At 63.6% G+C, this 26,693-nt stretch carries 27 protein-coding genes; 9 read left to right on the forward strand and 18 right to left on the reverse strand.

What is annotated here, in order from left to right:
• Nucleotides 1-129: 129 nt before the first annotated feature.
• Nucleotides 130-393: a WhiB family transcriptional regulator gene (locus tag C7T36_RS02760; protein WP_165826358.1), complete on the reverse strand. Its 264-nt coding sequence runs from the start codon at nt 391-393 to the stop codon at nt 130-132.
• A 402-nt stretch (nt 394-795) separates the two neighbouring features.
• Here C7T36_RS02760 and cofD point away from each other — a divergent pair, with 402 nt between their 5' ends.
• The 3 genes from cofD to C7T36_RS02775 are packed head-to-tail and all read left to right on the forward strand — an operon-like array spanning nt 796 to nt 3,710.
• The gene (cofD, locus tag C7T36_RS02765; RefSeq protein WP_033231206.1) at nt 796-1,788 is read left to right on the forward strand and encodes a 2-phospho-L-lactate transferase; all 993 of its coding nucleotides are present in this window, start codon (nt 796-798) and stop codon (nt 1,786-1,788) included.
• Nucleotides 1,785-3,152 (forward strand): coenzyme F420-0:L-glutamate ligase, encoded by a 1,368-nt coding sequence (locus C7T36_RS02770; RefSeq protein ID WP_045070590.1) that lies wholly within the window; start codon nt 1,785-1,787, stop codon nt 3,150-3,152. The genes cofD and C7T36_RS02770 overlap by 4 nt, the downstream gene beginning before the upstream one ends.
• Nucleotides 3,153-3,710, forward strand: a complete 558-nt coding sequence (locus C7T36_RS02775; RefSeq protein ID WP_045070592.1) for an NUDIX hydrolase — start codon at nt 3,153-3,155, stop codon at nt 3,708-3,710. It abuts the gene before it with no gap.
• Nucleotides 3,711-3,714: 4 nt separating this feature from the next.
• On the opposite strand, the gene C7T36_RS02780 is transcribed toward C7T36_RS02775, so the two are convergent.
• The 4 genes from C7T36_RS02780 to rfbD are packed head-to-tail and all read right to left on the reverse strand — an operon-like array spanning nt 3,715 to nt 7,409.
• Nucleotides 3,715-4,488, reverse strand: a complete 774-nt coding sequence (locus C7T36_RS02780) for an SGNH/GDSL hydrolase family protein (protein WP_045070594.1) — start codon at nt 4,486-4,488, stop codon at nt 3,715-3,717.
• A 32-nt stretch (nt 4,489-4,520) separates the two neighbouring features.
• Nucleotides 4,521-5,600 carry a sugar phosphate nucleotidyltransferase gene (locus C7T36_RS02785; protein ID WP_033231210.1) on the reverse strand — a complete coding sequence of 360 codons (1,080 nt, stop codon included), beginning with the start codon at nt 5,598-5,600 and terminating at the stop codon, nt 4,521-4,523.
• A complete protein-coding gene (locus tag C7T36_RS02790; RefSeq protein ID WP_045070597.1) occupies nt 5,597-6,511 on the reverse strand; it encodes a glycosyltransferase family 2 protein in 915 nt (304 codons plus the stop codon). Before C7T36_RS02790 ends, C7T36_RS02785 begins: the two co-directional genes overlap by 4 nt.
• A gap of 43 nt (nt 6,512-6,554) precedes the next feature.
• Nucleotides 6,555-7,409, reverse strand: a complete 855-nt coding sequence (rfbD, locus tag C7T36_RS02795) for a dTDP-4-dehydrorhamnose reductase (protein WP_045070600.1) — start codon at nt 7,407-7,409, stop codon at nt 6,555-6,557.
• Between the two features lie 94 nt (nt 7,410-7,503).
• Here rfbD and C7T36_RS02800 point away from each other — a divergent pair, with 94 nt between their 5' ends.
• Nucleotides 7,504-9,018, forward strand: a complete 1,515-nt coding sequence (locus tag C7T36_RS02800; protein WP_045070602.1) for an LCP family protein — start codon at nt 7,504-7,506, stop codon at nt 9,016-9,018.
• A 21-nt stretch (nt 9,019-9,039) separates the two neighbouring features.
• Nucleotides 9,040-9,753 carry a TIGR03089 family protein gene (locus C7T36_RS02805; RefSeq protein WP_045070605.1) on the forward strand — a complete coding sequence of 238 codons (714 nt, stop codon included), beginning with the start codon at nt 9,040-9,042 and terminating at the stop codon, nt 9,751-9,753.
• A 20-nt stretch (nt 9,754-9,773) separates the two neighbouring features.
• Here the strand turns inward: C7T36_RS02805 and C7T36_RS02810 are convergent, their stop codons facing one another.
• The 7 genes from C7T36_RS02810 to C7T36_RS02840 form a co-directional block, all read right to left on the reverse strand.
• A complete protein-coding gene (locus C7T36_RS02810; protein ID WP_045070608.1) occupies nt 9,774-12,221 on the reverse strand; it encodes an ABC transporter permease in 2,448 nt (815 codons plus the stop codon).
• On the reverse strand, nt 12,218-13,018 hold the full coding sequence (locus tag C7T36_RS02815) for an ABC transporter ATP-binding protein (protein WP_045070610.1): 801 nt from the start codon (nt 13,016-13,018) through the stop codon (nt 12,218-12,220). Before C7T36_RS02815 ends, C7T36_RS02810 begins: the two co-directional genes overlap by 4 nt.
• A 128-nt stretch (nt 13,019-13,146) precedes the next feature.
• Nucleotides 13,147-13,839, reverse strand: coding sequence for a response regulator transcription factor (locus C7T36_RS02820; protein WP_033231507.1), 693 nt, complete (start codon nt 13,837-13,839; stop codon nt 13,147-13,149).
• Nucleotides 13,840-13,849: 10 nt separating this feature from the next.
• Nucleotides 13,850-15,031 (reverse strand): sensor histidine kinase, encoded by a 1,182-nt coding sequence (locus tag C7T36_RS02825; protein WP_045071163.1) that lies wholly within the window; start codon nt 15,029-15,031, stop codon nt 13,850-13,852.
• A 20-nt stretch (nt 15,032-15,051) separates the two neighbouring features.
• Nucleotides 15,052-15,435 carry a hypothetical protein gene (locus tag C7T36_RS02830; protein ID WP_045070612.1) on the reverse strand — a complete coding sequence of 128 codons (384 nt, stop codon included), beginning with the start codon at nt 15,433-15,435 and terminating at the stop codon, nt 15,052-15,054.
• Between the two features lie 24 nt (nt 15,436-15,459).
• Nucleotides 15,460-15,978: a 5-(carboxyamino)imidazole ribonucleotide mutase gene (gene purE, locus C7T36_RS02835; protein WP_045070614.1), complete on the reverse strand. Its 519-nt coding sequence runs from the start codon at nt 15,976-15,978 to the stop codon at nt 15,460-15,462.
• The gene (locus C7T36_RS02840; RefSeq protein ID WP_033231217.1) at nt 15,962-17,230 is read right to left on the reverse strand and encodes a 5-(carboxyamino)imidazole ribonucleotide synthase; all 1,269 of its coding nucleotides are present in this window, start codon (nt 17,228-17,230) and stop codon (nt 15,962-15,964) included. Before C7T36_RS02840 ends, purE begins: the two co-directional genes overlap by 17 nt.
• A gap of 139 nt (nt 17,231-17,369) precedes the next feature.
• Between C7T36_RS02840 and C7T36_RS02845 the strand changes: the two genes are divergently transcribed.
• On the forward strand, nt 17,370-17,903 hold the full coding sequence (locus tag C7T36_RS02845; protein WP_033231509.1) for a GtrA family protein: 534 nt from the start codon (nt 17,370-17,372) through the stop codon (nt 17,901-17,903).
• 23 nt (nt 17,904-17,926) lie between these two features.
• Here C7T36_RS02845 and C7T36_RS02850 read toward each other — a convergent pair whose 3' ends face one another.
• From C7T36_RS02850 to C7T36_RS02870, 5 genes are read right to left on the reverse strand one after another with little or no spacing between them, the layout of a single operon-like run.
• The gene (locus tag C7T36_RS02850; protein WP_033231218.1) at nt 17,927-19,234 is read right to left on the reverse strand and encodes a HAMP domain-containing sensor histidine kinase; all 1,308 of its coding nucleotides are present in this window, start codon (nt 19,232-19,234) and stop codon (nt 17,927-17,929) included.
• A gap of 8 nt (nt 19,235-19,242) precedes the next feature.
• Nucleotides 19,243-19,923, reverse strand: a complete 681-nt coding sequence (locus C7T36_RS02855; RefSeq protein WP_033231510.1) for a response regulator transcription factor — start codon at nt 19,921-19,923, stop codon at nt 19,243-19,245.
• 37 nt (nt 19,924-19,960) lie between these two features.
• Nucleotides 19,961-20,515: a PH domain-containing protein gene (locus tag C7T36_RS02860; RefSeq protein ID WP_033231219.1), complete on the reverse strand. Its 555-nt coding sequence runs from the start codon at nt 20,513-20,515 to the stop codon at nt 19,961-19,963.
• A gap of 31 nt (nt 20,516-20,546) precedes the next feature.
• Entirely contained in the window at nt 20,547-21,122 is a 576-nt protein-coding gene (locus C7T36_RS02865; protein WP_033231220.1) for an HdeD family acid-resistance protein, read from the reverse strand.
• A 52-nt stretch (nt 21,123-21,174) separates the two neighbouring features.
• Nucleotides 21,175-22,029 (reverse strand): biotin--[acetyl-CoA-carboxylase] ligase, encoded by an 855-nt coding sequence (locus tag C7T36_RS02870; RefSeq protein WP_033231221.1) that lies wholly within the window; start codon nt 22,027-22,029, stop codon nt 21,175-21,177.
• A gap of 116 nt (nt 22,030-22,145) precedes the next feature.
• On the opposite strand from C7T36_RS02870, the gene C7T36_RS02875 reads away from it, so the two are divergent.
• From C7T36_RS02875 to C7T36_RS02885, 3 genes are read left to right on the forward strand one after another with little or no spacing between them, the layout of a single operon-like run.
• The gene (locus tag C7T36_RS02875; protein WP_033231222.1) at nt 22,146-23,786 is read left to right on the forward strand and encodes an acyl-CoA carboxylase subunit beta; all 1,641 of its coding nucleotides are present in this window, start codon (nt 22,146-22,148) and stop codon (nt 23,784-23,786) included.
• Nucleotides 23,783-24,121 (forward strand): acyl-CoA carboxylase epsilon subunit, encoded by a 339-nt coding sequence (locus tag C7T36_RS02880; RefSeq protein ID WP_033231223.1) that lies wholly within the window; start codon nt 23,783-23,785, stop codon nt 24,119-24,121. The genes C7T36_RS02875 and C7T36_RS02880 overlap by 4 nt, the downstream gene beginning before the upstream one ends.
• Nucleotides 24,122-24,158: 37 nt before the next feature.
• Nucleotides 24,159-24,800, forward strand: coding sequence for a nucleoside triphosphate pyrophosphatase (locus C7T36_RS02885; protein WP_033231224.1), 642 nt, complete (start codon nt 24,159-24,161; stop codon nt 24,798-24,800).
• Here C7T36_RS02885 and C7T36_RS02890 read toward each other — a convergent pair.
• Nucleotides 24,785-26,479, reverse strand: coding sequence for a DHA2 family efflux MFS transporter permease subunit (locus tag C7T36_RS02890; protein ID WP_045070619.1), 1,695 nt, complete (start codon nt 26,477-26,479; stop codon nt 24,785-24,787). The two genes, C7T36_RS02885 and C7T36_RS02890, sit on opposite strands and share 16 nt — an antisense overlap.
• Nucleotides 26,480-26,693 lie beyond the last annotated feature (214 nt).

Below are 26,693 nucleotides of genomic sequence, written 5' to 3' on the forward strand. Positions count from 1 at the left end.
AAAGCCCATGTCCCTTAGGCAAATATCTCTGAAAGTCTGTGCACGACCTGCAATTCCCCGTTGCAGGTCAAGACTTTTCGCAGACCGTCCCGTCAGCCCCGACGCTGACCGAACCGATTCAGCAGCAGATCAGATGATCCCCCGCTTGAGACGTCGACGCTCGCGCTCCGACAACCCTCCCCAGATTCCGAACCGTTCGTCGTTGGCGAGTGCATAATCGAGGCACTCGTCACGAACCTCACAGCCGAGGCAAATTCGCTTGGCTTCCCGAGTAGATCCACCCTTTTCAGGGAAGAACGCCTCAGGATCGGTCTGCGCACAGAGTGCGCGTTCCTGCCATTGATCCTCGATGGTGTCGAACAGTTCCTCGAAGCCGGTCACCAGACTCAGCACAGGCCGAGCAGTCACCGCCTCGATTTCACTGCAGGCACCTTCTGCTGCGCCTGCTTGGGAATCGGTCTGCGGTTCGTAGCTCACTGTCATTGCCAGAGCACTGATCTCGACATTTTCATTGGGCATCGTTCCGCCTCCTCACCTGTAATAGCGCAGAATTTCACTCCGTATTTCAACCCATTTCAACCCCACCCCGTTGACCACTCGAAACTACGTTCGAATGTGGTCCCGCTGCAGGCAAACTCGCCGACATCGGTGGAATGACACATTTGAGATTACACACGTCCAGCGTGTCGCGGTCAAGCTAATGAACAGGAATCCATTAGTATTCCGGCCCGAGTTTTGCATCTGACACACCGCCCAGCGGACACGGCAAGCCGAGCACCGCCTAGTCTTTGTCAAGTGAACGTGACTGTATTGGTTGGCGGCGTCGGCGGAGCTCGTTTCCTCCAAGGAGTGCAACACGCACTCGGCATCTCCGGTGGTGAAACGCTCGAGAAATATCAAGGCCCACACCGGATCACAGCCGTGGTCAACGTCGGCGACGACGTCTGGATGCACGGGCTGCGTATCTGCCCCGACCTCGATACCTGCATGTACACCCTCGGCGGCGGCATCGACACCGAGCGTGGATGGGGCCACAAGGGCGAGAGTTGGAACGCAAAAGAAGAGCTCGCCGCGTACGGCGCAAAGCCGGACTGGTTCGGGCTCGGCGACCGCGATATCGCCACCCATCTGATCCGCAGCCAGATGCTCAGAACGGGCTATCCGCTCTCCGCAGTTACCGAAGCGTTGTGCAATCGTTGGAATCCCGGCGTTGACCTCATCCCCGTCAGTGACGACCGCAGCGAAACGCACGTCGTGATCACCGACCCTGAGGACGGCGAGCAGAAAGCGATCCATTTCCAGGAGTGGTGGGTACGTCACCGCGCACACGTCCCGACCCACAGCTTTGCTCACGTCGGTGCCGAACAGGCGAAGCCGGCCCCGGGAGTGCTCGAGGCGATCGAGAACGCGGACGTCGTCCTGATCGCTCCGTCCAACCCGGTTGTCAGTGTCGGCGCGATTCTGGCGGTGCCAGGCATTCGTGGTGCACTGCGCACCACCGCAGCCAAAGTGATCGGACTCTCCCCCGTGATCGGCGGAAAACCGTTGCGCGGAATGGCCGACGAGTGCCTCGACGTCATCGGCGTCGAGACGACATCCGAAGCAATCGGTCGCCATTACGGCGCCCGGTCGATCAACGGCATCCTCGACGGCTGGCTGATCGACGAAGGTGACACCGCCGACGTCGACGGTGTGGATGTGCGCGCCGTCCCACTGATCATGTCCTCGCCCGCGGCCACCGCCGAGATGGTGGCCACCGCATTCGATATCGCCGGAGTGTCGCTGTGACAACAAACACGACCGATCAGGCTCCCGGCGATCACTCGCCCGGCGCAGCCATCGAAGTGATTCCCGTTCACGGTCTTCCGGAGTTCCGTCCGGGGGACGATTTGGCTGCTGCCCTCATCGAGGCAACACCGTGGATCCGCGACGGCGACGTCCTTGTCGTGACGAGCAAAGTGTTCTCGAAGGTCGAAGGCCGCATCGTCTCGTCCCCGACCGACCCCGACGAGCGCGATGCCGCGCGGCGTGTACTCGTCGATCAGGAAGCCGTACGCGTCGTAGCGCGTAAGGGCCGAACCCTCATCACGGAGAACAAGCTCGGAATCGTTCAGGCCGCATCCGGCATCGACGGCTCCAACGTCGACGGCGGCGAGTTGGCTTTGCTTCCCGTCGATCCCGACGCGAGTGCCGCCGCGCTGCGCGCTCGGTTCCTCGATGCCGCCGGTAAGTCCGTCGCCGTCGTGGTGACGGACACCATGGGCCGCGCGTGGCGCAACGGGCAGACCGACGCCGCGATCGGCGCCGCCGGAATCCCGGTGTTACACGGTTACCTCGGAGCGCAGGACAGCCAGGGTAACGATCTGATCGTGACCGAGATCGCCGTTGCCGACGAAATCGCGGCTGCCGGCGATCTGGTCAAGGGCAAGCTCGGCGGAGTGCCGGTTGCCGTCGTACGCGGCTTGCGATTCCAGGACAACGGTTCCACAGCGCAGGATCTCATCCGTCGCGGTGCCGACGATCTGTTCTGGCTCGGCACGGCCGAAGCCACGGCGATGGGCCGCGGCCAGTCGTTGCTTCTGCGCCGTTCGATTCGCGCGTTCAGCGAGGAACCTGTTGACGCCGACGCGATTCGGTTGTCCATCGCCGAGGCGTTGACCGCGCCGGCGCCGCACCACACCCGACCCGTTCGCTTTGTCTGGTTGCGCACCAACACTATTCGCAAGCAACTGTTGGAAGCACTACGCGAGAAGTGGCTCACCGATCTCCGCGCCGACGGACGCACCGAGGAATCCGCGCAGGCCCGCGTCGCACGTGGCAACATCCTGTTCGACGCCCCTGAAGTTGTCATCCCGTTCTGCGTCCCCGACGGCGCGCACAGCTACCCGGACGAGCGCCGCACCGCTGCGGAGTCCACGATGTTCACCGTGGCGGCGGGAGCGGCGGTGCAGGGCTTGCTGGTTGCGCTCGCGACCCGTGAGATCGGGAGCTGCTGGATCGGTTCGACGATCTTTGCCGCCGACACGGTGCGCGAACATCTGGGCGTGCCCGCCGATTGGCAACCGCTCGGCGCCGTCGCTGTCGGTCACCCCCTCGAACCGCTCACTCCCCGTACGGCTCCCGCAGCCGGTGACGCATTGGTGGAGATGTAGGTGAGCGCAGAGACTCTGCACAGGTCCGCCAAAGGTGTTCTGGAACAATGGCCTACGCCGTCAGCGCACGACGAGTCCCTCCGTCACACCATGTTGGCTTTTCTCGACTCCGCACCAGACGGATGCCTTCGTCGTCATGTGCCGGGGCACATCACCGCGTCGTCGCTCGTTGTCGACGAAAGCCTGAATCACGTCCTGCTCACTCTGCATCCGCGTGTCGGGAAGTGGATTCAGCTCGGCGGACACTGCGAACCGACTGATGACACTGTGATCGATTCCGCCTTGCGGGAAGCTCGCGAGGAATCGGGAATTCACGATCTGCGCATCGACCCCGCACTTCTTTCCGCACACACGCACCCCATCACGTGTTCACTCGGCGTCCCGACCCGGCACCTCGACCTGAGGTTTCTTGTTGTGGCACCGGACAACTCACCGATCGTGCGCAGCGAGGAGTCGACGGACCTGCAGTGGTGGCCCGTCGATTCCCTCCCAGCCAATGCCGAACACGAGAGCGTCAACCACATGGTCTCGCTGGCGAGACTGCGCCTTCAGGTCTGAACCTTCAGGCTTGAAAAGCGGGGGCCAACTCGGGCCGCTTGGCGCTGACTCCGTCACCCGAGGAGACGCCCTTGACGCGCCGAGCCAGCCACGGCACCAGGAACTCTCGGGTCCATTGACGGTCTTCGCGCCTGGCCTCGATCTTCGACTGCGCCGGCACGGGACCGAGATCCGGCGCGGTGAGAGTGTGGTCCACACCGATGGCGTCGAGCACGTGAGCGGCCATGTTCTGATGCCCGGCAGGTGACATGTGCAGGCGGTCGAAGTCCCACATCCGCAGATCCTGATATTCGGCGAACCGCCAGAAGTCGACGATGGTCGCGCCGTGTCGATCGGCGACTTCGCGCACCAATTCGTTGTAGATGGCCATCCGGCCACGGAGTTTGCCGAAGAACGCCGACCATCCGGTGTCGTAGGCGGTGAACATCACTACGCGAGCACCGGATTCGGTGAGCGCCGCAATCGCGGTGTCGTAGCGAGCGACCACGGCGTCGAGGTCCAGCTTCGGGCGCATCATGTCGTTGCCGCCGGCGTAGATCGTCACGAGGTCCGGCTTCAGCGCCAGCGCGGGCCCCAGCTGCTCGTCGACGATCGGACCGAGTAGTCGACCACGAATCGCCAGATTGGCGTATCGGAAATCCGGGTTGCCGATTGCCAACTGCTCCGCGACGCGTTCGGACCAACCTCGTAGTCCGTTGGGGAATCTGTCGTCTGCGTCGCCGACGCCCTCGGTGAACGAATCACCGAGGGCGACGTAGCGGCTCGGAAATGAAGTCATCCGGCCATTATTCCAGTTGCGAAGCTCAACAATCACACATCTGTGCTGAAACGCACGCCGCCGTCGGGCAGCGTCACACCCGGCCACACCCGAGCGCCGCGGAGCAATTCGCAGCGAGCGCCGATATCGGCACCGTCGCCGATCACCGCGTCGCGGACGAGTGCGCGGGGTCCCACCCGAACACCGAATCCGAGGATCGATCGCTCGACAACTGCCCCGGCTTCCACCACGGCGCCGTCGAACAGGATTGCGCCGTCGAGGCGGGCGCCTGCGCCCACTTCTGCGCCGCGTCCGACAACCGTGCCGCCGATCAACACAGCTCCGGGAGCCACACCGGCACCGGGATGCACCAGGGACTCGCCGCGCGGGCCCTCGAGTGCGGGTGACGGCGCGATACCGCGAACCAGGTCGGCTGAACCGCGCACGAAGTCCTCCGGAGTGCCCATGTCACGCCAGTACGACGTGTCGACGTGACCGAAGACGCGCTTGCCCTCGGCCAGCAGGTTCGGGAACACCTCGCGCTCGACCGACACCGGGCGACCCTCGGGGATCTGCTCGATGATCTCGCGCTTGAAGACGTAACAACCGGCGTTGATCTGATCGGTCGGCGGATCCTGGGTCTTCTCCAGGAACGCGGACACCCGACCGTCTTCGTCGGTGGGTACACAGCCGAACGCTCGCGGATCGCCGACTCGGACGAGGTGCAGCGTGACGTCCGCGTCCGTTTTCGTGTGTGTGTCGAGGATCGCATTCAGATCGGTGCCGCCGAGTACGTCGCCGTTGAACACCATGATGTTGTCGCCACGAAGTTTCGGAAGAACGTTGCGGATACCACCGCCGGTTCCGAGCGGTTCGTTCTCGAACACGTAGTCGATCTCGAGGCCCATTTTCGACCCGTCACCGAAGTAGTCCTCGAACACCTCTGCCTTGAACGACGTACCGAGTACGACGTGCTTGATGCCCGCAGCTTCGATCCGCGCGAGCAAGTGCGTCAGGAACGGCAGACCGGCCGTCGGCAACATCGGCTTGGGAGCCGACAAGGTCAGCGGACGCAGGCGAGTGCCCTTGCCGCCTACCAGGATTACCGCGTCGGTCGGAGTAGGTTCGGTCATCGTTGTTGTCCCCTGGGATTCGAAACTGAAGTGTCATCGGTCTGGTGATCTGTGCGAGCGCGCACTGCGGATGCGACGGCAATCTTGGAACGAAGCGCCAGGCCGCCGCGCAGTGCCAGACGCAGCGGGGCCTGCCACCAATGTGGATGGCGATCGGCTTGGAAACGGTATGCACTGCGGTGGTGTGCCGGCAGCATCAACTCCGGATGACGCCCTGCCGCATGCCCTTTCGCGTGAGTTACCTCCGCAGAGGGCACAAACACGTTGAGCCAACCCGCTTTTCCGAGGCGATCACCGAAATCGACGTCCTCCATGTACATGAAGTAACGGGAGTCGAACCCGGAGATGGCGTCGAAGGCATCGCGGCGAACGAGCAGGCACGAACCGGACAACCAGCCGACCGCGCGCTCGGTGAGCGCCTCGTTCTCCTGGCGGTAGCGAGTCGTCCACGGATTCTTCGGCCACACCGTGCCCAGAATTGCGTGTCCCGCACCGGAAGTGATGTCGGGAACGGATCGCGCCGACGGATACACGCTGCCGTCGGGTTCGAGGACCTTGGGCCCCAGCGCACCGGCCCTTGGCCACCGATTTGCCGCAGCCACCAATTTGTCGAGTGAACCGGGGCTCCATTGGACGTCCGGATTGGAAATCACGATGAATTCGACAGCCGGATCGATCTCCGCGACAGCCCGATTTATCGCGCCTCCGTACCCGATATTTCCACCGGTACGGAGCAGACGAACGTGTTCGTACTTGCTGTCGGCGGCCTCGGGAGTTCCGTCGGTCGACCCATTGTCGGCCATGATGACCTGGGGTTTTTCTGTCGTCGCCTCGGCGAGTGTGCTCAAAAAGTTCTCGAGATGCTCGCCGGGCGAGTACGTCACCGTTACCACGGCCAGCTTGGGACTCACGCCGGTCAGCCTAGCCGCCCGGAGCGCTCCATCTGAACTTTGCTCACGCGATTGCGTCGTGAAGCGCCTCACGCCACGGGCGCAACGGGCTCAGGCCCGCGGCCGCCCACGCGTCACCGGACAACACCGAGTACGCGGGGCGCGGCGCCGGGCGGACAAATGCGGCGCTGGTGCACGGGCGAACCCGATTCGGATCGGCACCGATCTCCTCGAACACCGCGCGCGCCAGATCGAACCAACTGGCCTGCCCGTCGTTGGTCGCGTGCAGTGTCGAAGTGCCCGTGAACGGACGTGACGCCAGTTCCAACAGACCGGCCGCCAGATCGACGCTGTACGTGGGCGAACCGATCTGATCGTCGACGACGTCGATAAAGTCCCGTTCACCTTCGAGGCGGCGCATCGTGCCGACAAAATCACCGGTCTCACCCGAGTAGACCCAGGCGGTGCGAACGATCACGGAATCAGCGCCGGACTTGCGCACGGCTTCCTCGCCCGCAAGCTTCGTGCGGCCGTAGACCGTCGACGGCCCTGTCGGCGAATCGACCTCGTACGGGCTGTGAGCGTCACCAGGAAAGACGTAGTCGGTGGAGACGTGGATCAATCGGGCACCCGCCCGCGCGCAGGCCGATGCCAGGTTGCTCGGCCCGGTCTCGTTCACTGCCGTGGCCGCCGCCTCATCCGACTCCGCTGCATCCACTGCCGTGTACGCGGCGCAGTTGATCACCACCGTCTCGGGTGAGAGAACATCGGACGTCAGCGCTTTGTCGACCGCACCACGATCGGTGATGTCCAACTGTGCTGAACCCAGAGCGACAACGCTTCGACCCGCCGAGAGCGCAAGCGATTCGATACGACTTCCAAGCTGGCCGCGCGCCCCTGTGAGCAGGATATTAGTCATACCCGTCAGTTTGGCACGCCGTCGCCAGGTACCCGACCTGACGTGAGTAGACCAGTAACCTGGATGGGTGTCACACCAGCAACCACAACGCCGCGTGCGTCCGCAGCCTGCGCCTAGTCGAGCAAAGACCAGCCCAGGCCGGATCGCCGTCGCCGTCGTGTCGGTCCTGGTGTTACTGGTTACCGGCTTTGCCTGGCGCGGAGTGGACTCACTGCGCAATTCCCTGGCCACCGCCAGCGGACTCGGCTTGGGCGGCGGCAAGGACGGCGCCATCGACATCCTCATGGTGGGAACCGACAGCCGAACGGATGCGCACGGAAATCCCCTGAGCCAAAGCGAGCTGGATTCGCTACGGGCCGGTGAGGAAGTTGCGTCCAACACCGACACGATCATCTTGATCCGCGTTCCCAACGACGGCAGTTCCGCCACCGCGATCTCCATTCCCCGCGACGCGTACGTCAATGTTCCCGGCATCGGCATGTCGAAGATCAACGGAGCCTTCGGAGCAACCAAGGAGACCGAGCGTCTGCGGCTGGTCAACAACGGAGCAAGCGAATCGGAGTCGGACCGCAAATCCACTGAAGCGGGCCGCGAAGCACTCATCGAATCCGTCGCGAATCTGACCGGAATCACCGTCGACCACTACGCCGAGGTCGGCCTGCTCGGATTCGTTCTGCTCACCAATGCTGTGGGCGGCGTCGACGTATGCCTCAACGCGGCCGTGAACGAGCCTCTCTCCGGCGCCAATTTTCCGGCCGGCCAACAGACTCTCGACGGATCGAACGCCCTCAGCTTCGTCCGGCAACGTCACGATCTTCCCCGCGGCGACCTCGACCGCATCGTGCGTCAGCAAGTGTTCATGGCTTCCCTTGTCAGCCAGGTCCTCAGCGCAAAAACACTCAGCGATCCCGGCAAGCTCAGTTCGTTGACCAACGCCGTGTCACGCTCGGTGGTGATCGACGACGACTGGGACATCATCGAATTCGCGAAGCAACTGCAAAATTTGGCGGGCGGCAAGGTTCAGTTCGAAACCATCCCGGTACTCGACATCAACGGTATGACCGACTACGGCGAGTCGATCGTCAAGGTCGATCCGAAAGAGGTGAAGAAGTACATCGCGAACCTCGTCGGCGCAGAGGTCGAGGAAGAAGAAACCACCTCGGCGGCGCCTACCGTCGATGCCTCGAAATTTACCGTCGACGTAGCTAACGCCAGCGATATCGGCGGACTCGCGAGCGGAGTCTCCGAAGCACTGAGCGCACTCGGCTACCGGGAAGGCGAAGTCGGAAACAACACCGGTGCAGACGTATCCGAGTCAACGGTCTTTGCGAAGTCCAAGGACGACGACGCAGCCCTTGCCGTCGCCGACGCATTGGGCGGCTTGACCGTAAAAGCGGATTCGTCGTTGCCCTCGAACACCGTTCGGGTTGTTCTCGCCTCGGACTACTCCGGTCCGACGTCCGCCGATTCCGTGTCACCAACGGATTCCGGCTCGACTTCAGCTTCCGGGACACCGGACTCGGCGAGCACAACCGAGACCAGTCCGACTCCCGCTCCCGCCGGACCGCCGATCGACGCCGCATCCAGCGGACCCCGCTGTGTGAATTAATACTCTGCGTAAACTGAGCGGATGCCTTCATCTGCCGACAATCTGACCGACGCACTCCTCGGACCGATCCTCGCGGCCGACCCTGCCGGACCACGGGTCACGTACTACGACGATGCGAGCGGCGAGCGCATCGAGTTGTCGGCAAGCACCCTGATGAATTGGGCTGCCAAGACCGCAAACATGGTGCGCGACGAGTTTGCTCTCGAGCCAGGAGCAAAAGTTGCGGTGCTGCTGCCGGCCCACTGGCAGAGCGTTGCCGTCCTACTCGGTGTGTGGTGGGCCGGGTGCGAGGTTGTCCTCTCCCCCGAGTCCGACGCCGAACTTGCTTTCGTGACGGCGGATCGACTCGATGACGTCGCCGACGTCCCTGAGGTCGCGGCGCTGTCCCTCGACGCATTCGGCAAGGGCCTGAGCGATCTGCCGATCGGGGTTGCCGACTACGCGACGTCCATCCGAGTGCATGGCGATCAGTTCCGCGCCGCGGGCGCCGGAGCGGCCCTGGAAGGCCGATCGGTTGCGGAAACCGTGCGCGCGGCAACGGAATCCGCCGCCGCCCGCGAACTCGCGTCGTCGGATCGTGTGCTCTCCAGCGCGTCGTGGGATTCGGCTGAAGAACTGATCGGCGGACTGCTGTCGGTGCTGGCCGCCGGCGCGTCGCTCGTGCAGGTAGCCCACCCGGACGCGGATGCTACCGCGCGCCGAGTGGGCACCGAGAAGGTCACGAAGCAGTTCTGACCGCACTTGACCAGGCAGGCTCAACTCGACAGTGCGCTGACGGGTGAGACCATCCCGGCTCGGCGGGCAGGCAGGAGTGAGGCGATCACTCCGGCCACGCCGCCGATCAAGGTGATGGCCACCAACTGCGCCCAGGGCACGGCGCCGAGCGACACGTCGCCAAGCCCGAAAACAGACGCCGTTCCCGCGACTCCGAACACCAGACCGAATACAACACCGATCACCGACGCGACTCCCGCGACCAACAGCGCTTCCCAGATCAGCATCGCTCGAATTCCCTTCCTGGTCAGTCCGAGTGCGCGCAGCAGTCCGGATTCGCGGCGCCGCTCGAGAACGGAGAGCGCCAGGGTGTTCCCGACGCCGATCAGCGCGATCAGGATGGCAACCGACAGCAGGCCCGCAACCACCATCAGCATGGTGTCGAGGATCGAATCGATCGCCGAACGCATCTCTGTCATACCTTGAACGTCGCTACCCGGCGCGATCTGCCGCGCGAGTTCGGTAATGCGGTCGGTGACGGCGAGCGCCTCTTCGTCCGTGGAGGTGCCCAGTCTGACCCAGTAACCGTCGATGGTCGGGGTGGACGCCGCCGCTAGGTCTGCTCGATCCACCAGTGCGGGTTGCCCTTTCACACCCTCGATCACACTCACGGTGAATGGTCCACGATCTCCGCGCAGCGTGACGGTATCGCCGCCGCCAAGTCCGTAGTCGGTCAGGTCGGCTGGCGATAGCACGAGTTGGCCGGGAGCCGGAACTGAAATATCGGTACGCAGAACGTCTTTCACCTGCGCCGCATCCACCCCGTACCCCTGCAGAGACCCGTGCCCGTCGAGCATCAGATCTGCATTTACCAGGCCGCTGACGGCACGGACTCCTGCTATCGCGCCGATGTCGGTACCCAGAGCCTCCGGCAGTGACGCGGATCCGGAACTGCTCACCATGACATCTACCGGAAACTGGTTGTCCATCGCCACCGGCGCAGCGTCTTTCACCGTGGCGATACCCACCGCCATGGTGCTCGTCAATGCCACTCCGATCAGCAAAGCCAGTGCTGTCGCAGAGGTTCGACGCGGATTCCGGCCGGCGTTGCCCGCTGCGAGTTCGCCCACCGAGCCGATCATCCGCCCGAGGACACCACCGGCCGCTGTGATCAACGCAGGCACGATCCGACCTGCCAGGGCCGCGATGCCGACAAACGAGAGCAAGCCGCCGACTGTTGCCACCATCACCTGCTGCCCGATCACACCCATTACTGTCGCCGCGATACCGCCGAGTAGTGCAACGATGCCGAAGGCAACCCGAATCACCGAGGCTGCCACGTGTTCGGGCTTCGACTCCATCGGTACCAGGGCCGCCAAGGGCGACAACCGGGTTGCCGCACGGCCGGGTGCCGACGCTGCAACCATCGTCATCACGATGCCGACCACCAGTCCGACCAACAGGGTCACCGGTGTGACGGTCAGAGTCGACAGCGGTACCGGTACGTCCGCAGCAGTGGCCACCGCACCGATCGTGGCCGCCAATCCGATGCCCAGTCCCACTCCGAGGATCGATGCGATCACACCAACTGCGGCAGCCTCGGTCCGAATGCTGCGACGAACCTGTGTGGCGGTCGCACCAACACACCGCAGCAACGCGAGCTCCTGCGTTCGGGCCGCCAGCAGGACCGCAAACGTGTTGGCGATGACCAGTGCCGCAACCACTACCGCAACCGCGCCGAAGGCCAGCAGCACGGTGCTGAGAATGTCCGTGCCGCCGAGGTACTCGGCTGCCGCGGCGTCGGTGGCGGATTCCGCACTGACAACGGTCGAGTCCGCCGGCAGCGCGTGCGCCACCCGCTCCACAAGTTGGTCAGGCGTCACCGAACCGTCACCGACGATGCGGAACTCACGGGTGGCGGAGTCACCCGCCCACGTCGCAGCCTGCTCCGGTGTGGCAAACACTTTGGTGCCGCCGAGTCGTTGCGCCGACCCACTCAGATCGACAAACCCGACAACCCGAGCACTCGGATCTGCTGCGCTCTCCCCCGAATTCGCCGCAGTTACAATGATCTCGGCCCCGAGGGGAATCCCTGAATCAGCACTCACGAGAACCTGTCCCGGCGAGGTCGGCCACTCTCCTTGGGCGAGACTCTGCCAACGCAGCTGCGGGCTGTCGGAAACCGACAGCACATCGCCGTAAGACACGCCTTGCTCCGCGGAATCGACCCGGACGTATCCCGCGACGTCCTCGGCCACTGCCGACACACCCGGCACGCTACGCAAGGCCCCGAGGTTCACATCCGGACCCGACGCAACCGCATCCGTCGTATTATATTGCGCAGCAAGCGATGTCCGCACACTGGCGGTCACCGTCGAACTCAACGTCAACGTCGCGACGATGTACCCGACGGCGATCACCACGGCAAGGATCGACGCGACGTACCGGCCCGCATGTGCCCGGGCCTGAGCAAAAGCCAGTGCCCTCATCGGTAGACACCGATCGGTTGCGGGGCGTTGCTCGAGCCGGCGTTACCCAGATCGTCTGCCCCGAGTCCGCGCATCGCGGCCATCACCGAATCAACGGTGGGGCCGGAGATCTCTCCGGCCGTACGACCGTCCGCAATCAGCACCACTCGGTCGGCGTACGACGCCGCAACCGGATCATGAGTGACCATGACCACGGTCTGACCACTCTCCCGGACAGCGGTGCGGAGCAAACCGAGAACCTCTGTACCGGAACGTGAATCCAGATTACCGGTGGGCTCGTCGGCAAAAATTACGTCCGGTTGTGGCAACAATGCGCGTGCCACCGCAACGCGCTGCTGCTGCCCGCCGGACAGCTCGTGCGGAAGGTGGTCGAGTCGCTGGGACAGTCCGAGGGTTTTGACCACTTGGTCCATCCACGCCGGTTCGGGTTCACTGCCGGCCAACTTCATCGGAAGCACCATATTTGCGCGGGCCGTCAGCACCGGCAGCAAGTTGAAGGCCTGAAATACGAAACCGATTCGCTCGCGGCGCAATTCGGTGAGCTCGGTGTCGCCGAGCTTGGTGATCTCCGTGTCTCCGAGGTAGACCTGCCCACCTGTCACCGTGTCGAGACCGGCCAGGCAATGCATGAGCGTCGATTTTCCGGAGCCGGACGGACCCATGATCGCCGTGAACATTCCGCGGCCGAAATCCACGTCGATGCCGCCCAATGCGTGGACAGCGGTGTCGCCGGTGCCGTAGACCTTGGTGACACCGCGCGCCGTGATTGCAGGCGCGCTGTTCCTATGCTGATTCATGTCTACGACGCTATGGGAGCACCGGGGGCTGGCGCGTCGGAGCGCGGACCGATTTCGGGCTCGCCGTATCCTCCCACAGGAGGACACCGGATCAGTCTTCAGCAGTACGAAGCCCTGCAGTACCAAGTTTACGTATCAGCACTCAACAGGTCAGCACGGCGCACCAGTCCGATCTGGAACGCGAAGACAACTGCCTGCACCCGATCGCGGGATTTGGTTTTCGAAAGAACCCGTCCCACATGAGTTTTCACGGTCGTTTCGGAAACGTGGAACTTGGCGGCAATTTCCGAGTTCGACAGCCCGTACGCCATGGCCTCGAGAACTTCGATCTCCCGGGGTGTGAGATCGCCGGGTAACGCCGCCTCGGGGGCTGAGCCTTCGAGGAGTGGCCCGACATGCTGGAGCAGACGCCGCGTTGCCCGCGCCTCGATGACGGCGTCGCCGCGGTGCACCGTGCGAATGGCGTCGAGCAACTGCTCCGGCGGCACGTCCTTGAGCAGGAATCCGCTGGCACCTGCCCTGATGGCCGACATCACGTACTCGTCGTTGTCGAATGTGGTGAGCACCACAACCTTTGGGGCATCCGCCGTAGTCAGCAACCGCCGCGTTGCTTCGATCCCGTCCATGTTCGGCATCTGGACGTCCATGAGCACGACATCCACCCGACGAGTTGCCAGCTGGTTCAGGCCCTGCTGCCCGTCGGACGCCTCGACCACCACTTCGAGGTCGGGTTGTGAGTCGATCACCATCCGGAAACCCGCTCGAACCAATTGCTGATCGTCGACAAGAGCCACTGCAATCGGAGTCACCGGGTTGTCCATGGATGACACCCTAGGTCCTCTCGTACGGCAACACCGCATGCACGGCGTATCCGCCGCCTGCCTGGGGGCCGGCGGTAATCGTCCCGCCGTGCAGCCGCGCGCGTTCCGACATCCCGATCAAGCCTTGTCCACCGGGTGAGGATTCGACAAGCGCAGCACTACCACCGCGTCCGTCGTCGGCGATGCGAAGTACGAGTTCGGTATCGGTCCAGGTGATCTCGACGCCCGCGTGGGCACCGGGTCCGGCGTGCTTGAGTACGTTGGTCAGCGATTCCTGCACGATGCGATACGCGGTCAGACCGGCACCGGCTGACAGATCGCGTGGTTCTCCGGCCACGGACGCGGTGACATCAAGTCCACTGCGGCGCAGGTCCCCCAGCAGAGCGTCGATACCGCCGGCGCCGGGAATCACCGCAAAATCTCGCGGGCGATCTTCGCGGAGCACCGAGAGAAGCGCACGCATGTCGGTCAATGCCGCCCGCCCCGTCGACGCGATGGTTTCCAACGCCTGAACCGCTGCCTGCGGATCCTTAGCCGCGCTGTATCGACCGCCGTCCGCCTGGGCAATCACCACGGTGAGCGAGTGGGCAACGATGTCGTGCATCTCACGGGCGATCCGCGAACGCTCACTGATAGTGGCGATCTCGGCTTCCTGCGCTCGCTCGAGTTCGAGCAGTCGCGCGCGTTCGGTCAGACCTTCGAGTTGTTTGGTTCGCACGCGCCGCAAGTCTCCGAATGCCCAGACCGCAAGCATGAAGATCATCAGGCCCACCGCTTGAAACACTTGCGCGGAGAACGAAATGCCGTCGTAGCCGAAGTATCGGAACTCCGCCGCGATCGACCCGAGTAAGGCGATCCCCAGTCCGGTGAAACTACTCCACCGCGCGCCGTATGCGGCGAGGGCGTACAGCGAGATCGGAACGGCTATCGCGCAGCCGAGCAGAGTGTTTCCGATGACAAGAACGTGCAGTACCGCGAAGCCGGCAATCAGCATGCCGGACAGCTCGGGGCGGGACCGTCGCCACGCCAACGGGACGCTCATGCCGAGCGAGACGATCACAGCCCAGACTCCGGCTGTGGCGGCGGTGACCAGGCTCAGCAAGGCGACCGCGCAAGCCAGGGTGATGTCGATGCCGCGCGCGTGTTCCGTAGTCCAGCGCACAAATCGTTCACTAGTCGGAAAACGGGCCATGCCGCCCACAGTAGCGCTACTCAGACGCGGTAACCGCCGTCTGCCAACCCGGCTTCGATCTCGAACTTGTTTCGCACGCCCGGGTGGCGCAGTTCCTCGCGCAGGTACTTCGGCCCGAATGCCAGTCCGTGCCTGGCCCATTGGTCGGCATGAATCGCCTCGTGACGCAGCACTGCCCGAGTAATGTTCCGGCGGGTCAGATACACACCACCGAGAGTTGTTCCGCCGCGGGCAAATCCGCGCCGCATCCCGGAGGCGACAAAAATTCCGAACTCGTCGTCGAAGGTGATGCGCGCGCCCAGCACTCGGGCATAGAGCACCGCCACCTGCGTCACGAACGCGGCCTGCGCGCTGCCCCGACTAGCTCGGATCAGGGTCAGCGGCAGGCCGCGTCGTTCACGCATGAAAAATCTCAGCTACGCAGCTTCTCAGCCCAGCAGCTTTTCGCGCAGCGCCTTGTCCTTCTCGAGCACCATGGTCTCGAGGCTTTCCTGGAATGCCACCATGGCCGCCTGCAGCGCGGGATCCGAGGCACCGAGGATGCGGGCGGCGAGCAGACCGGCGTTGCGGGCTCCACCGATCGACACTGTCGCGACCGGAACGCCGGCAGGCATCTGGACGATGGACAGCAACGAGTCCATACCGTCGAGGTACTTGAGCGGAACCGGTACACCGATGACCGGCAACGGCGTTGCCGAGGCGACCATCCCGGGCAGGTGCGCCGCTCCGCCTGCGCCGGCGATGATGACCTTGATGCCGCGGCCGGCAGCGTCCTTCGCGTAGTCGAGCATGCGCTGAGGGGTGCGGTGCGCCGAGACCACACCGACCTCGAAGCGAATTCCGAACTCTGCGAGCGCTTCGGCTGCGGCTTCCATCGTCGGCCAATCGGAGTCGCTGCCCATGATCAGGCCGACCTGTGCGCTCATGCTCTCACTCACCGTGTACATCCCATCCGTCGGTCCATACTGCATACGAAAGCCAGTGCGCTGCCCGCTCAGCCCGTTCCCGAACTGCGGCAACGTAATTCGGGTCGTCGATCGAGCCTGCCCCGCCCACGATGTTCACGTGGCCGATCTTGCGGTCCTTGCGCTCACCCTTGCCGTACAGGTGAATCTTGGCGTCGGGCATCCGGGCGAAGAGGTGGTGGACACGCTCGTCCATGCTCATCTCGGGAGCTTCGGGAGCACCGAGAACATTGGCCATCACCGTGACCGGAGCAATCGGCGACGTATCGCCGAGCGGGTAGTCGAGAACGGCGCGCAAGTGCTGCTCGAACTGCGACGTCCGGGCACCGTCCATGGTCCAGTGACCCGAGTTGTGCGGGCGCATCGCCAATTCGTTGACTACAAGACGGCCGTCGGTCGTCTCGAACAGTTCCATGGCCATCGCACCGACAACCCCGAGCTCCGACGCGATCCGCAACGCAAGCTGTTCCGCTTCTGCCGCAACGGCACCGGGCAGATCTGGAGCCGGCGCGATGACAACGGCGCACTGGCCGTGTCGCTGCACGGTCTCCACGACAGGCCACGACGCACCCTGACCGAACGGTGACCGCGCCACCATCGCCGACAGTTCGCGGCGCATCGACACCATTTCCTCGACGATCAGCGGAACACCCTTGTCCAACTGCTCGGTGACGATCGCCTCGGCTTCGTCGGAGTCGTCGGTGATCCACACACCACGGCCGTCGTATCCACCGCGCGTTGCCTTGATGACAACCGGCCAGCCGTGCTCGGCGCCGAAACGTACGACGTCCTCGGCCCACGTCACCTCGGCGTACGCGGGCACCGGTGCGCCCAGTTCTGCCAATTTACGACGCATCAGCAGTTTGTCCTGAGCGAAGATCAGTGCCTGCGGCGGCGGCTGCACGTTGACACCCTCGGCCACCAGCACCTCGAGATGTTCGGTCGGAACCTGCTCGTGATCGAATGTGAGCGCAGTGGATCCGACGGCGGCGCGGCGCAGCGCGTCCAAGTCGTCGTGGCTGCCGAGAACAACATCGGGGCTGACCTGTGCGGCCGGCTCACCGGCCGTTCCGGACAGCACCCGGAGCGTCTGGCCGAGGGCAACGGCTGCCTGGTGAGTCATGCGCGCGAGCTGTCCACCACCGATCATGGTGACGACAGGCATGGCCTTGTTCGCCGGTCGCGCGGTGGTCGGGCGGGGGGAGGACTGAACTGCGTCGTTATTGCCGGTCACGGCTATCTATGTTGTCATGCGCCGGATGTAGTCATGCGCCGGGGCGGGCGCTTCGTAGCGCCGACCCTGTCTGTGATTCTGCTGATGATTTCCGAACAAAACCATGACGGCGTGGTTTTCTTTCGTAAACTCATCTGTTGTGTCATTTGTCGACGGGGTAATCGCCCGCATACCCCAGCCGTTCCGAGACATTGCCCTGCGCCACAGCGAGCTGATCAAGTTCGCGATCGTCGGCGGAACCACCTTCCTGATCGACTCGGGCATCTTCTACACACTCAAGCTCTCGATCCTCGAATCCAAGCCGATCACCGCCAAGATCATCGCCGGCGTTATCGCGGTGATCGCGTCGTACATCCTCAATCGTGAGTGGTCGTTCAAGAATCGTGGCGGACGCGAACCTGCCCACGAGGCAGCGCTGTTCTTCTTCATCAGCGCGATCGGCGTGGTGATCAGCTTCATTCCGCTGTACATCTCGAGTTACGTCTTCAACCTGCGCGTTCCCGAAGTCAGCTTGACGACGGAGAATATCGCCGACTTCATCAGCGCCTATATCATCGGCAATCTCCTGCAGATGGTGTTCCGCTTCTGGTCCTTCCGTAAATTCGTATTCCCGGAAGAGAATGCCGAGATCGTCAGCGATGACCACACCGAAGAAGAACTCGACCAAGCCTGACGCAGCGATATTCGCGCTTCACGTCACCGCGGTTCGCGCAGCGTGCCGACGTCGACCGGCTTTTCGGACGCCACCGGCAGGAACACCGCAAACAGTGCCGGCGTTCGACGTTGTAGCTCGAGCCGACCGCCGTCCGCTTCGATCAGCGCCCGCGCCAGCGCCAACCCGACGCCGGTGGAACCGGCCCCGGAGAAGCCTCGATCGAAAATGTGCGGAGCGAGATTGTTGTCGACCCCGCCGCCTTCGTCGGTCACCTCGATACAGACCATCGCTTCGCGCTTGGGAGCTCCGTCGATCAATCGAACGGATACCGTGCAGGTTCCGTCGCCGTGGGCAAAAGCATTGTCCACCAGAACGGACACGGCTTCGCGCAGGCGAGAGCCTGTTGTCGACGCTGTCACGCCGCGGTCGCCGGTCAAGCGGAGCGCTCGTCCGGCATCCTCGAACTGCGGCCGCCAATCCCCGCAGACGCCTTCGAGTTCGCTGACCACGGAGACTGTTGTGGCTGCGGAACCGCTGCTGCGCGAGGACCGCACCAACTCGTCGATTCCCTCCGTCAGCCGATCAACCTGGGCCATGGCTTCTTCAGCTTCGTGAACGACATCAGGGTCGCTGTGCACCGACAACTCGTCCAGACGCAGCCGCACTGCGGTGAGTCGGCTACGCAGTTGGTGCGAGACGTCCGCGACCAGCGCTCGCTCACGCTGCAGTCGGCCGGCAATCTCGACAGTCGCTGCATCGAGGACATCGGACACTCGGTCGAGTTCGGGAATGTCGTGGCGTCGTGGGTCCGGCCGGAAATCACCTTCTGCCAACCTCGCCGCCCGTTCGGCAACGTCCTGCAGTGGCCCGGCTAGTCGACGTGCCGTGACCACCGCGACGACGGCTCCGGTGGTGATCGCGACGAGAACCAAAACTCCGACCGCCCCAACTGCCTGCTTCTGCTGCGTGCGCAATCTCTCCGACGGCACTTCGAGGCGCAGTGACCCGGACGATCCCATTGCCAACGACTCGACCAGCGGATTTTTCACTACCGCTTCGCCGATGTCGACGCGAGCGGCCCCGTCCGACGGGGTCGGGTACACGACAACAAGTCGAGCGTCGTTCGGGGTGAGCAATCGGAGTGCGTCGGTATTGAGGGCTCCGTCGACAACGCCGAGAGAACCTTCCTGGGCGATCACCTCGGTGGCCATGCGATCGAGTCGCACCCGCAAATCGTTGCGGCTCACGTCTTCGACCCACAACCAAGCCGTGTAGATGAGCGGAACACCCAGCAACAACGCGGTGAGGATGACGACCCCGAGAATCGACTGGAGAATGCGCCGACGCATCGAGCGAACTAGTCCGTGTTGATGCGGAAGCCGACGCCGCGCACAGTGGCAATTCGACGTTCGACCGCAGGGCCCTCGTCGCCGATCTTCCGGCGTAGCCAGGACATGTGCATGTCCAACGTCTTCGAGCCGCGCAACTCGACGTCCCCCCAGACCTCACGCAGGATCGCGTCGCGGGAGACGACTTCACCAGCGTGTTCGAGGAGCACCCGCAGAAGTTCGTATTCCTTGTTCGCCAAGGCGATCTCGGATCCGTTGACGAGGACACGCCGCGCGGCCGGTTCCAGGCGGATACCGCCGACCTCGACGATGCTGTCCTCACGACTGCCGTGTCGACGCAGGAGCGCGCGCACCCGGGCCATCAGTTCGGCCAACCGGAAGGGCTTGCCCACGTAATCGTCGGCGCCGGCGTCGAGACCGACGACAAAATCGACCTCGTCGGTACGGGCGGTCAGCATCAGCACGGCCAGAGTCGTCCGATGAGCGCGAATCTGTCGGCACACCTCGAGCCCGTCCATACCGGGCAGCCCCAAATCGAGGATCAGCAGATCGAAGTCACCTTCGAGCGCCTGCTGCAGTGCGGCGGGACCGGTCTGTTCCACTGTGACCGTGTACCCCTCCCGCCCCAATGCTCGGGCAAGTGGTGCGGCAATGGCCTCGTCGTCTTCGGCTAGCAATACGGCAGTCACAGGGACAGCGTACGGACAGCGAGCCTTTGCGCGGTGATTACCAAGCGTTTCCGTCATCTTCGCCCTGATCCTCGGGGCGGTTTCGCTCGTGCTGTTGCTGCGTGGAATCGAAAACCTGGTGATAGAGCAGCGAATGCACGTGCTCCACGTCCGGGATGTCGTCGAATTCGAGCGGATCGTCACTGGCCGACGCGATCACGAGCGTGCCGGTCTTGAGAAGCCGGTCGACCGGGCCGTGCCGGAACTGGACGTTGCTGATCCGGCCCATCGGGATGTCAATTCCGGTGTGGGTCAACACACCTTGCCGAATCAGGACCCGTCGATCGGTGACGATGAAATGCGTGAACTTCCAGACGGTGAACGGCGCCACCGATCGCCAGGCGACAACGCCGAACCAGGCGACGCCGATCACGATCGACAGCACGGTACGCGCTGTCCCGTCGACCTGCTTCTGTGTCACGCCGAGCAAAAACCCTGCCACGGCCGTCGCCAGGACAAACGTGAGCGCTGGAACCACCAGCATCTTCCAGTGTGGATGCCGATGCAGGATCAGTTCCTCGTCCTGGGCGAGCGCATCTTCCGGATATCCCATGACGGGAAGTGTGCCATCTACCTCGGACAGATTAAGGCTGGGCGAGCTTGCGCAATACGAACGGCGTGATGACGATAACGATGCCGTACAGCACCATCCAGACACCGACGACGATCCGGAAGACCTCGAGGGACAACTCAGGCTGCAGCAGCACAACCGCGCCGGCCACGATGCTGATGACACCGAGCACGATCGACAGGCCACGATCCGCAGTGCCACCGGACGCCGCGGCGATGATGTCGAGTACACCGCGGAACACCCACCAGGCACCGATCACCAGGGCGATCAGCACCACGGTCTGCAGCGGGCTGCGCAGGACGAGGAATCCGAGGAGCACTGCAAGCGCGCCCGAGATCGCGACGAGCGTGCGAGTGCCGCCGCTCGCGGTGACGTCGGCGAAGGAACGGATGATCTGCACGATGCCGAACGCGAACAGCTGGATGGCGATCACTACCGCGACGACAAACAGTGTGGCGTCCGGCCATACGAGAACCGCAATACCGAGGCCGAGCGTCAGGAGGCCGAGGAGCACAGTCATGCCGGTCAGAACGCGCCGGGCGCTTTCTGCCATTTCTGATTCGGTCGGAAGCACGATCGGTGTGGTCATGACCGAAAAATAGCACCCGAGCGGTCAAAAACGGACACGACTCGCTGTTTTTCTAGTCCGTGATCGGCGCCGCCCGCAGATGCGTGATGTCACCGGCGGCAACGGCAAACGTCTCGCCACCACTTCCCTCGATCTCGATGACCACGCGACCGGAGGTGTCGATGTCCGTCGCCGTGCCGAAAACTTCCTTGTCCCCCGGCAGGACAGCACGTACCCGTTTGCCGAGAGTTCCGCAGCGCTCGCGATATTCGGCTGCCAGCGCCCCGGTATCCCACCCGGAGTTCTCCCAGCCGCGGAACTGCCTCGCCAGTTCCCGTGCCAGTGCCCGCACCAACGTGTCCCGGTCAACGGTTTCCGCGTTTTCGAGAAGGAGCGACGTGGCCGTCGGCACCGGCAGTTCCTCGGCGCCCAGACTCACGTTCAATCCGATTCCCACGACCACCGCGGGTTCCGGGGTGGTCCGCGCGACCTCGGCGAGAATGCCGGCCACTTTCTTGTCACCGATCAGAACGTCGTTGGGCCACTTCAGTTCTGCGGGCACCTCGGCCACCGTGCGCAATGCGTCGACGACAGCGATTCCGGTGAGCAGCGGCAGCCAACCCATGTCGGCGAGGTTCAGTCCGGGCATCCCCAGCAGAACCGACATCGATATCTGTGCCTGCGCGGGACTAACCCACGTGCGCGCGTGTCGCCCGCGCGCGCTTTCCTGATGTTCGGCGATCAGCACATGACGATCGGCGCCCGGATCCGACGCGCGTGCCAAGAGGTCCGCGTTGGTCGACCCGGTGCTCTCGACGACGTCGAGCCGGTTCCAGAACGCACGTGCATCGCTACCGCCGTCACTGCGCACGAGTGCGCGTCGCAGCGACGCTTGATCGAGGGGTGGTCGGTTCAGATCAGTCCACATAGTCCCAGCCTAAGGCGACGAGCAAAATGTACTGGTCAGTAGCTTAGGCGGACGAAACCGCAACAATCGGACCTGCCTTCGAACCGGCCCGAGTAGGCTCGTTAAGCTCACGACTCATGACCACTGTCCAAGAGCCCAACGCGCCGGAGGCGGCGACCGCACCCGATATCCATACGACCGCGGGAAAGCTCGCGGATCTGCGGATCCGGCAAGCGCAGGCGCAAGCACCGAGTGGCGAAGCCGCCATCGACAAAGTGCATGCCAAAGGCAAGCTGACCGCCCGTGAGCGCATCACCGCCCTTCTCGACGAGGGTTCGTTCGTCGAACTCGACGCCCTGGCCCGTCACCGCTCGGTGAACTTCGGCCTGGCCGAGAACCGTCCCGTCGGCGACGGCGTCGTCACCGGTTACGGCACCATCGACGGCCGCGACGTCTGCGTCTTCAGCCAGGACGCCACCGTCTTCGGTGGATCGCTCGGCGAAATCTACGGCGAGAAGATCGTCAAGGTCATGGACCTCGCGATCCGTACCGGCCGCCCGCTGGTCGGCATCAACGAAGGCGCAGGAGCCCGCATCCAGGAAGGCGTCGTCTCGCTCGGCCTGTACGGCGAGATCTTCCACCGCAACGTTCAGGCGTCCGGTGTCATCCCACAGATCTCCCTGATCATGGGCCCCGCCGCCGGTGGCCACGTGTACTCCCCCGCGCTGACGGACTTCGTCGTGATGGTCGACGAGACCTCGCAGATGTTCGTCACCGGCCCCGACGTCATCAAGACCGTCACCGGCGAAGACGTCACCATGGAAGACCTGGGCGGCGCACGCACCCACATGGTCAAGTCCGGTGTCGCGCACTACGTCGCGTCCGGCGAGCAGGATGCCCTCGACTACGTCAAGGACCTGCTGAGCTACCTGCCGTCCAACAACCAGGCAGCAGCACCGCGCGGCGAGATCACCGATCCGATCGTCGGTTCCATCGAGGAGAGCCTCACCGCCGAGGACATCGAACTCGACACCCTCATCCCGGATTCGGCGAACCAGCCGTACGACATGCACGAGGTCATCCGCCGCATCCTCGACGACGACGAGTTCCTCGAGGTCCAGGCCGAGCGTGCGATGAACATCATCGTCGGCTTCGGCCGCGTCGACGGCCGCAGCGTCGGTATCGTCGCCAACCAGCCGATGCAGTTCGCCGGTTGCCTCGACATCGACGCGTCCGAGAAGGCTGCGCGCTTCGTCCGCACCTGCGACGCGTTCAACGTCCCTATCATCACCCTCGTCGACGTTCCCGGCTTCCTCCCGGGTACCGAGCAGGAGTACAACGGCATCATCCGCCGCGGCGCGAAGTTGCTGTACGCGTACGGCGAGGCCACTGTGGGCAAGATCACCGTCATCACCCGCAAGGCATACGGCGGAGCGTACGACGTCATGGGCTCCAAGCACATGGGCGCCGACCTCAACCTGGCCTGGCCGACTGCACAGATCGCCGTCATGGGCGCATCGGGAGCCGTCGGATTCGTCTACCGCAAGCAGCTTCTCGAAGCCGCGAAGAACGGTGACGACGTCGACGCATTGCGCTTGAAGCTGCAGAACGAGTACGAGGACACCCTCGTCAACCCGTACGTAGCGGCCGAGCGTGGATACGTCGACGCTGTGATCCCGCCGTCGCACACCCGCGGTCAGATCGTTGCCGCTCTGCGTCTGCTCGAGCGCAAGTCCGTTTCCCTTCCGCCCAAGAAGCATGGGAACATTCCCCTATGAGCACAGTTACCGAGGACATCACGACGGAAGAGGTCACAGTTGTGGCGACTTCGTCCGTCAACGGTGCCGATGTCGACGGCGCCGTCGCTGACTCCGCGGTGACCGAAAAGGCCGAAACCCCGGTTTCGGATGCGTCGGTCATCAAGATCGTCAAGGGTTCGCCCACCGACGTCGAGATTGCCGCGCTGGTCAGCGTCCTTGCCGCTGCATCGGGTGGTTCGGCTCCGGCCGAGTCGCTCCCGAGCGAAACCTGGGGAGATCCGACGCAGTTCCATCGCACGCGTGCGCCGTTCTCGCCGTACTCGTACCTGAACCCGTTCGGACGACGTACCTGAACCCGTTCGGGTAGCGCACCTGATCTAGCCTGCTTGTGTGACTCAACTAGTTCTGGCTTCGGCATCCCCGGCACGCCTCGCAGTTTTGCGGGCGGCCGGGGTTTTGCCTGTTGTACGTGTTTCCGGTGTCGACGAAGACAAGATCGCGGGTGAACTCGGACCGGGTGCGGCCCCGCAGAAGGTGGTCACGGTGCTGGCCGAGGCAAAGGCCGCGGAGATCGTTCCCGGCCTGGCGGCAGACGGTTTGACCGATGTTGTTGTCGTCGGCTGTGATTCGATGCTTCTGATCGATGGTGAGCTGCACGGAAAGCCGGGCAGTGTCGAAGTTGCGCGGCGTCGGTGGGCCGCGATGGCGGGCCGTAGTGCCACTCTGCTCACCGGTCATTGTGTAATGCGGGTGATCGAAGGCCAAATAGTGCGCGTCGCGTCCGATCACAGCGCCACGGTGGTGCATTTCGCGAATCCGTCCACCGAAGATCTCGAGGCCTATCTCGCCACGGGCGAACCCCTGCAGGTTGCAGGCGCTTTCACGCTGGACAGCCTTGGTGGATGGTTCGTCGAGAAGATCGAGGGCGACCCGTCGAGTGTGATCGGTATCGGATTACCTTTGGTGCGAACCCTTTTGGAGCGCGTAGGTGTCTCCGTCTCCGATCTGTGGCGCACTCAGAGCGTCTTCTGATCTTCCATCACCAGAATATTGACCTTCGGCAGCCCCAGCGATGCAAGTGCAATTGCCAGCGCGATGACGGAAATGATCGTCAGCACGCTGCGCTGGGCCTGCAGAAAGGCTTCTCCCGCCGCTGATCTGGTGGACGCATACGCTGCCGTGACGGCCATCTGAGCGGGGCCACTCGCTGCGACTGCGGAACCTTTCGAACTGCATTCCGGCGCCACCGTCATCGGCGAGCCGGATTCGAGTTGGCTTGTCGCACAATCGACAAAGGTCTTCTCGGCAATGTCGCGGATACCTTCGTTCAGGCCGGCAGCCTCGAGCGTCGCGACGTAGTTCTCGCGCTCCCCTTGCACCGCGGCGGGCGCATTGCCGGCGACGAGCGAAAAGAACACAACTCCGATCAGCGCCAGCCCGATCGAGCTCCCCACCTGTTGCACGGTGGGCAGCAGGCCAGACACCGAACCTGCGTGTTGTGGCCGCACCGAAGCAAGAATGGCCGTCTGCAACGGCGCGACGAACAGACCGAGTCCGGCGCCGCCGATCAGCAGCGGCCCGGCCAGGGAAAGCCAGGACGGATCGGTCCCCACCTTTTCGAGAATCGTCGAGAGCGTCAGTAGTGATCCGGCAAAAACCACCATTCCCACAATGAGTACGCGGTTGCCGAGCAGCCGGTATACCGCCGACGAGAGCACCGCCGCCACCCCCATTCCCACTGCCCATGGCAACGTCATGACGCCGGCACGAAGTGGGGAGAACCCGAACCCGAACTGCAGCGTCAGGCTGATCGTGAAGATCAATGACGTCAAAGTGCCGAAGAACACGAAGGCCAGGGCTGCGCCGACGGCAAATGCTCGGTCTCGAAAGAGTTCGAGGCGCAGAACGGGATCGCCGCCGTGTTTTCCCAATCGATATTCGTAGAGGACAAACGCCACTGCGATCGGAACCGACGCCGCGATCATCACGACGAGCGGGGTGGGCCACCCGCGGGCGCGACCCTCGGCCAGGGGGAAGATGAGCAAGAAGAGCGCGACGGACGACAGCAGCGCGCCCACCAGATCGAGCGAACGAACAGAATCCGCCTTGGCGTCGGCAAGATGGAAGTAGCCCACGATCAGTGCGGCGATGCCGATCGGGATATTGACGAAGAAAATCAGCCGCCAACCCCAGTCGAAGAGATTCCATTCGATCAGCAGTCCGCCGATCAGCGGGCCACTGACCGTCGCCAGACCGATAGTTGCTCCGTAGATCCCGAACACCCGTGGATGACGGGATTTCGGAAACAATCCCGAGATGATCGCAAACGTCTGCGCGGACATCGAGCCTGCCGCAAGACCCTGCAAACCACGACAGACAATGAGCATCGTGGCACTCTGCGCCAGTCCACAGAGCAATGACGCGACCACGAACACCGACAATGCGGTCAGGAACACCGCACGACGCCCCCACAGGTCGCCCAGACGCGCTGCGGTAATGAGGGAACAGGCAAATGCCAGGACGTACACACTCACCATCAGCAGCTGTGCGGAGACACCGGCGCCCAGATCGACGGCGATGCTGGGCAATGCCACGTTCACGATCGTTGCATCGAGCAACTGCATGAATGCCGCGGCGAGGCTGGTCGCGAGGCCGAGCCACGGCGTCAGTGACGACGGGGTGGACGACCGATCACGGGTAGTGGGAAGCACCCGGCCACACTAGACGAGGTTGTTGCCACCCTGTCCATATGACGGCATTCTGGATACGTCACTATGGAGATGACCACAATGTCCGGTAGGTGTGGTTGTAATCATTATCGGTTTAGAACAGGGAAGAACAGACAATCCGTTCTCCCGAATGCGATAGTTCATCGTCTGTCCAGTTCCAGGACGGACCTTCTCTTACGACATGCGCAGGAGCCCT

Origin of the sequence: Rhodococcus sp. AD45-ID (assembly GCF_003023755.1) — a bacterium.
Lineage (GTDB): Bacteria > Actinomycetota > Actinomycetes > Mycobacteriales > Mycobacteriaceae > Rhodococcus_F > Rhodococcus_F globerula.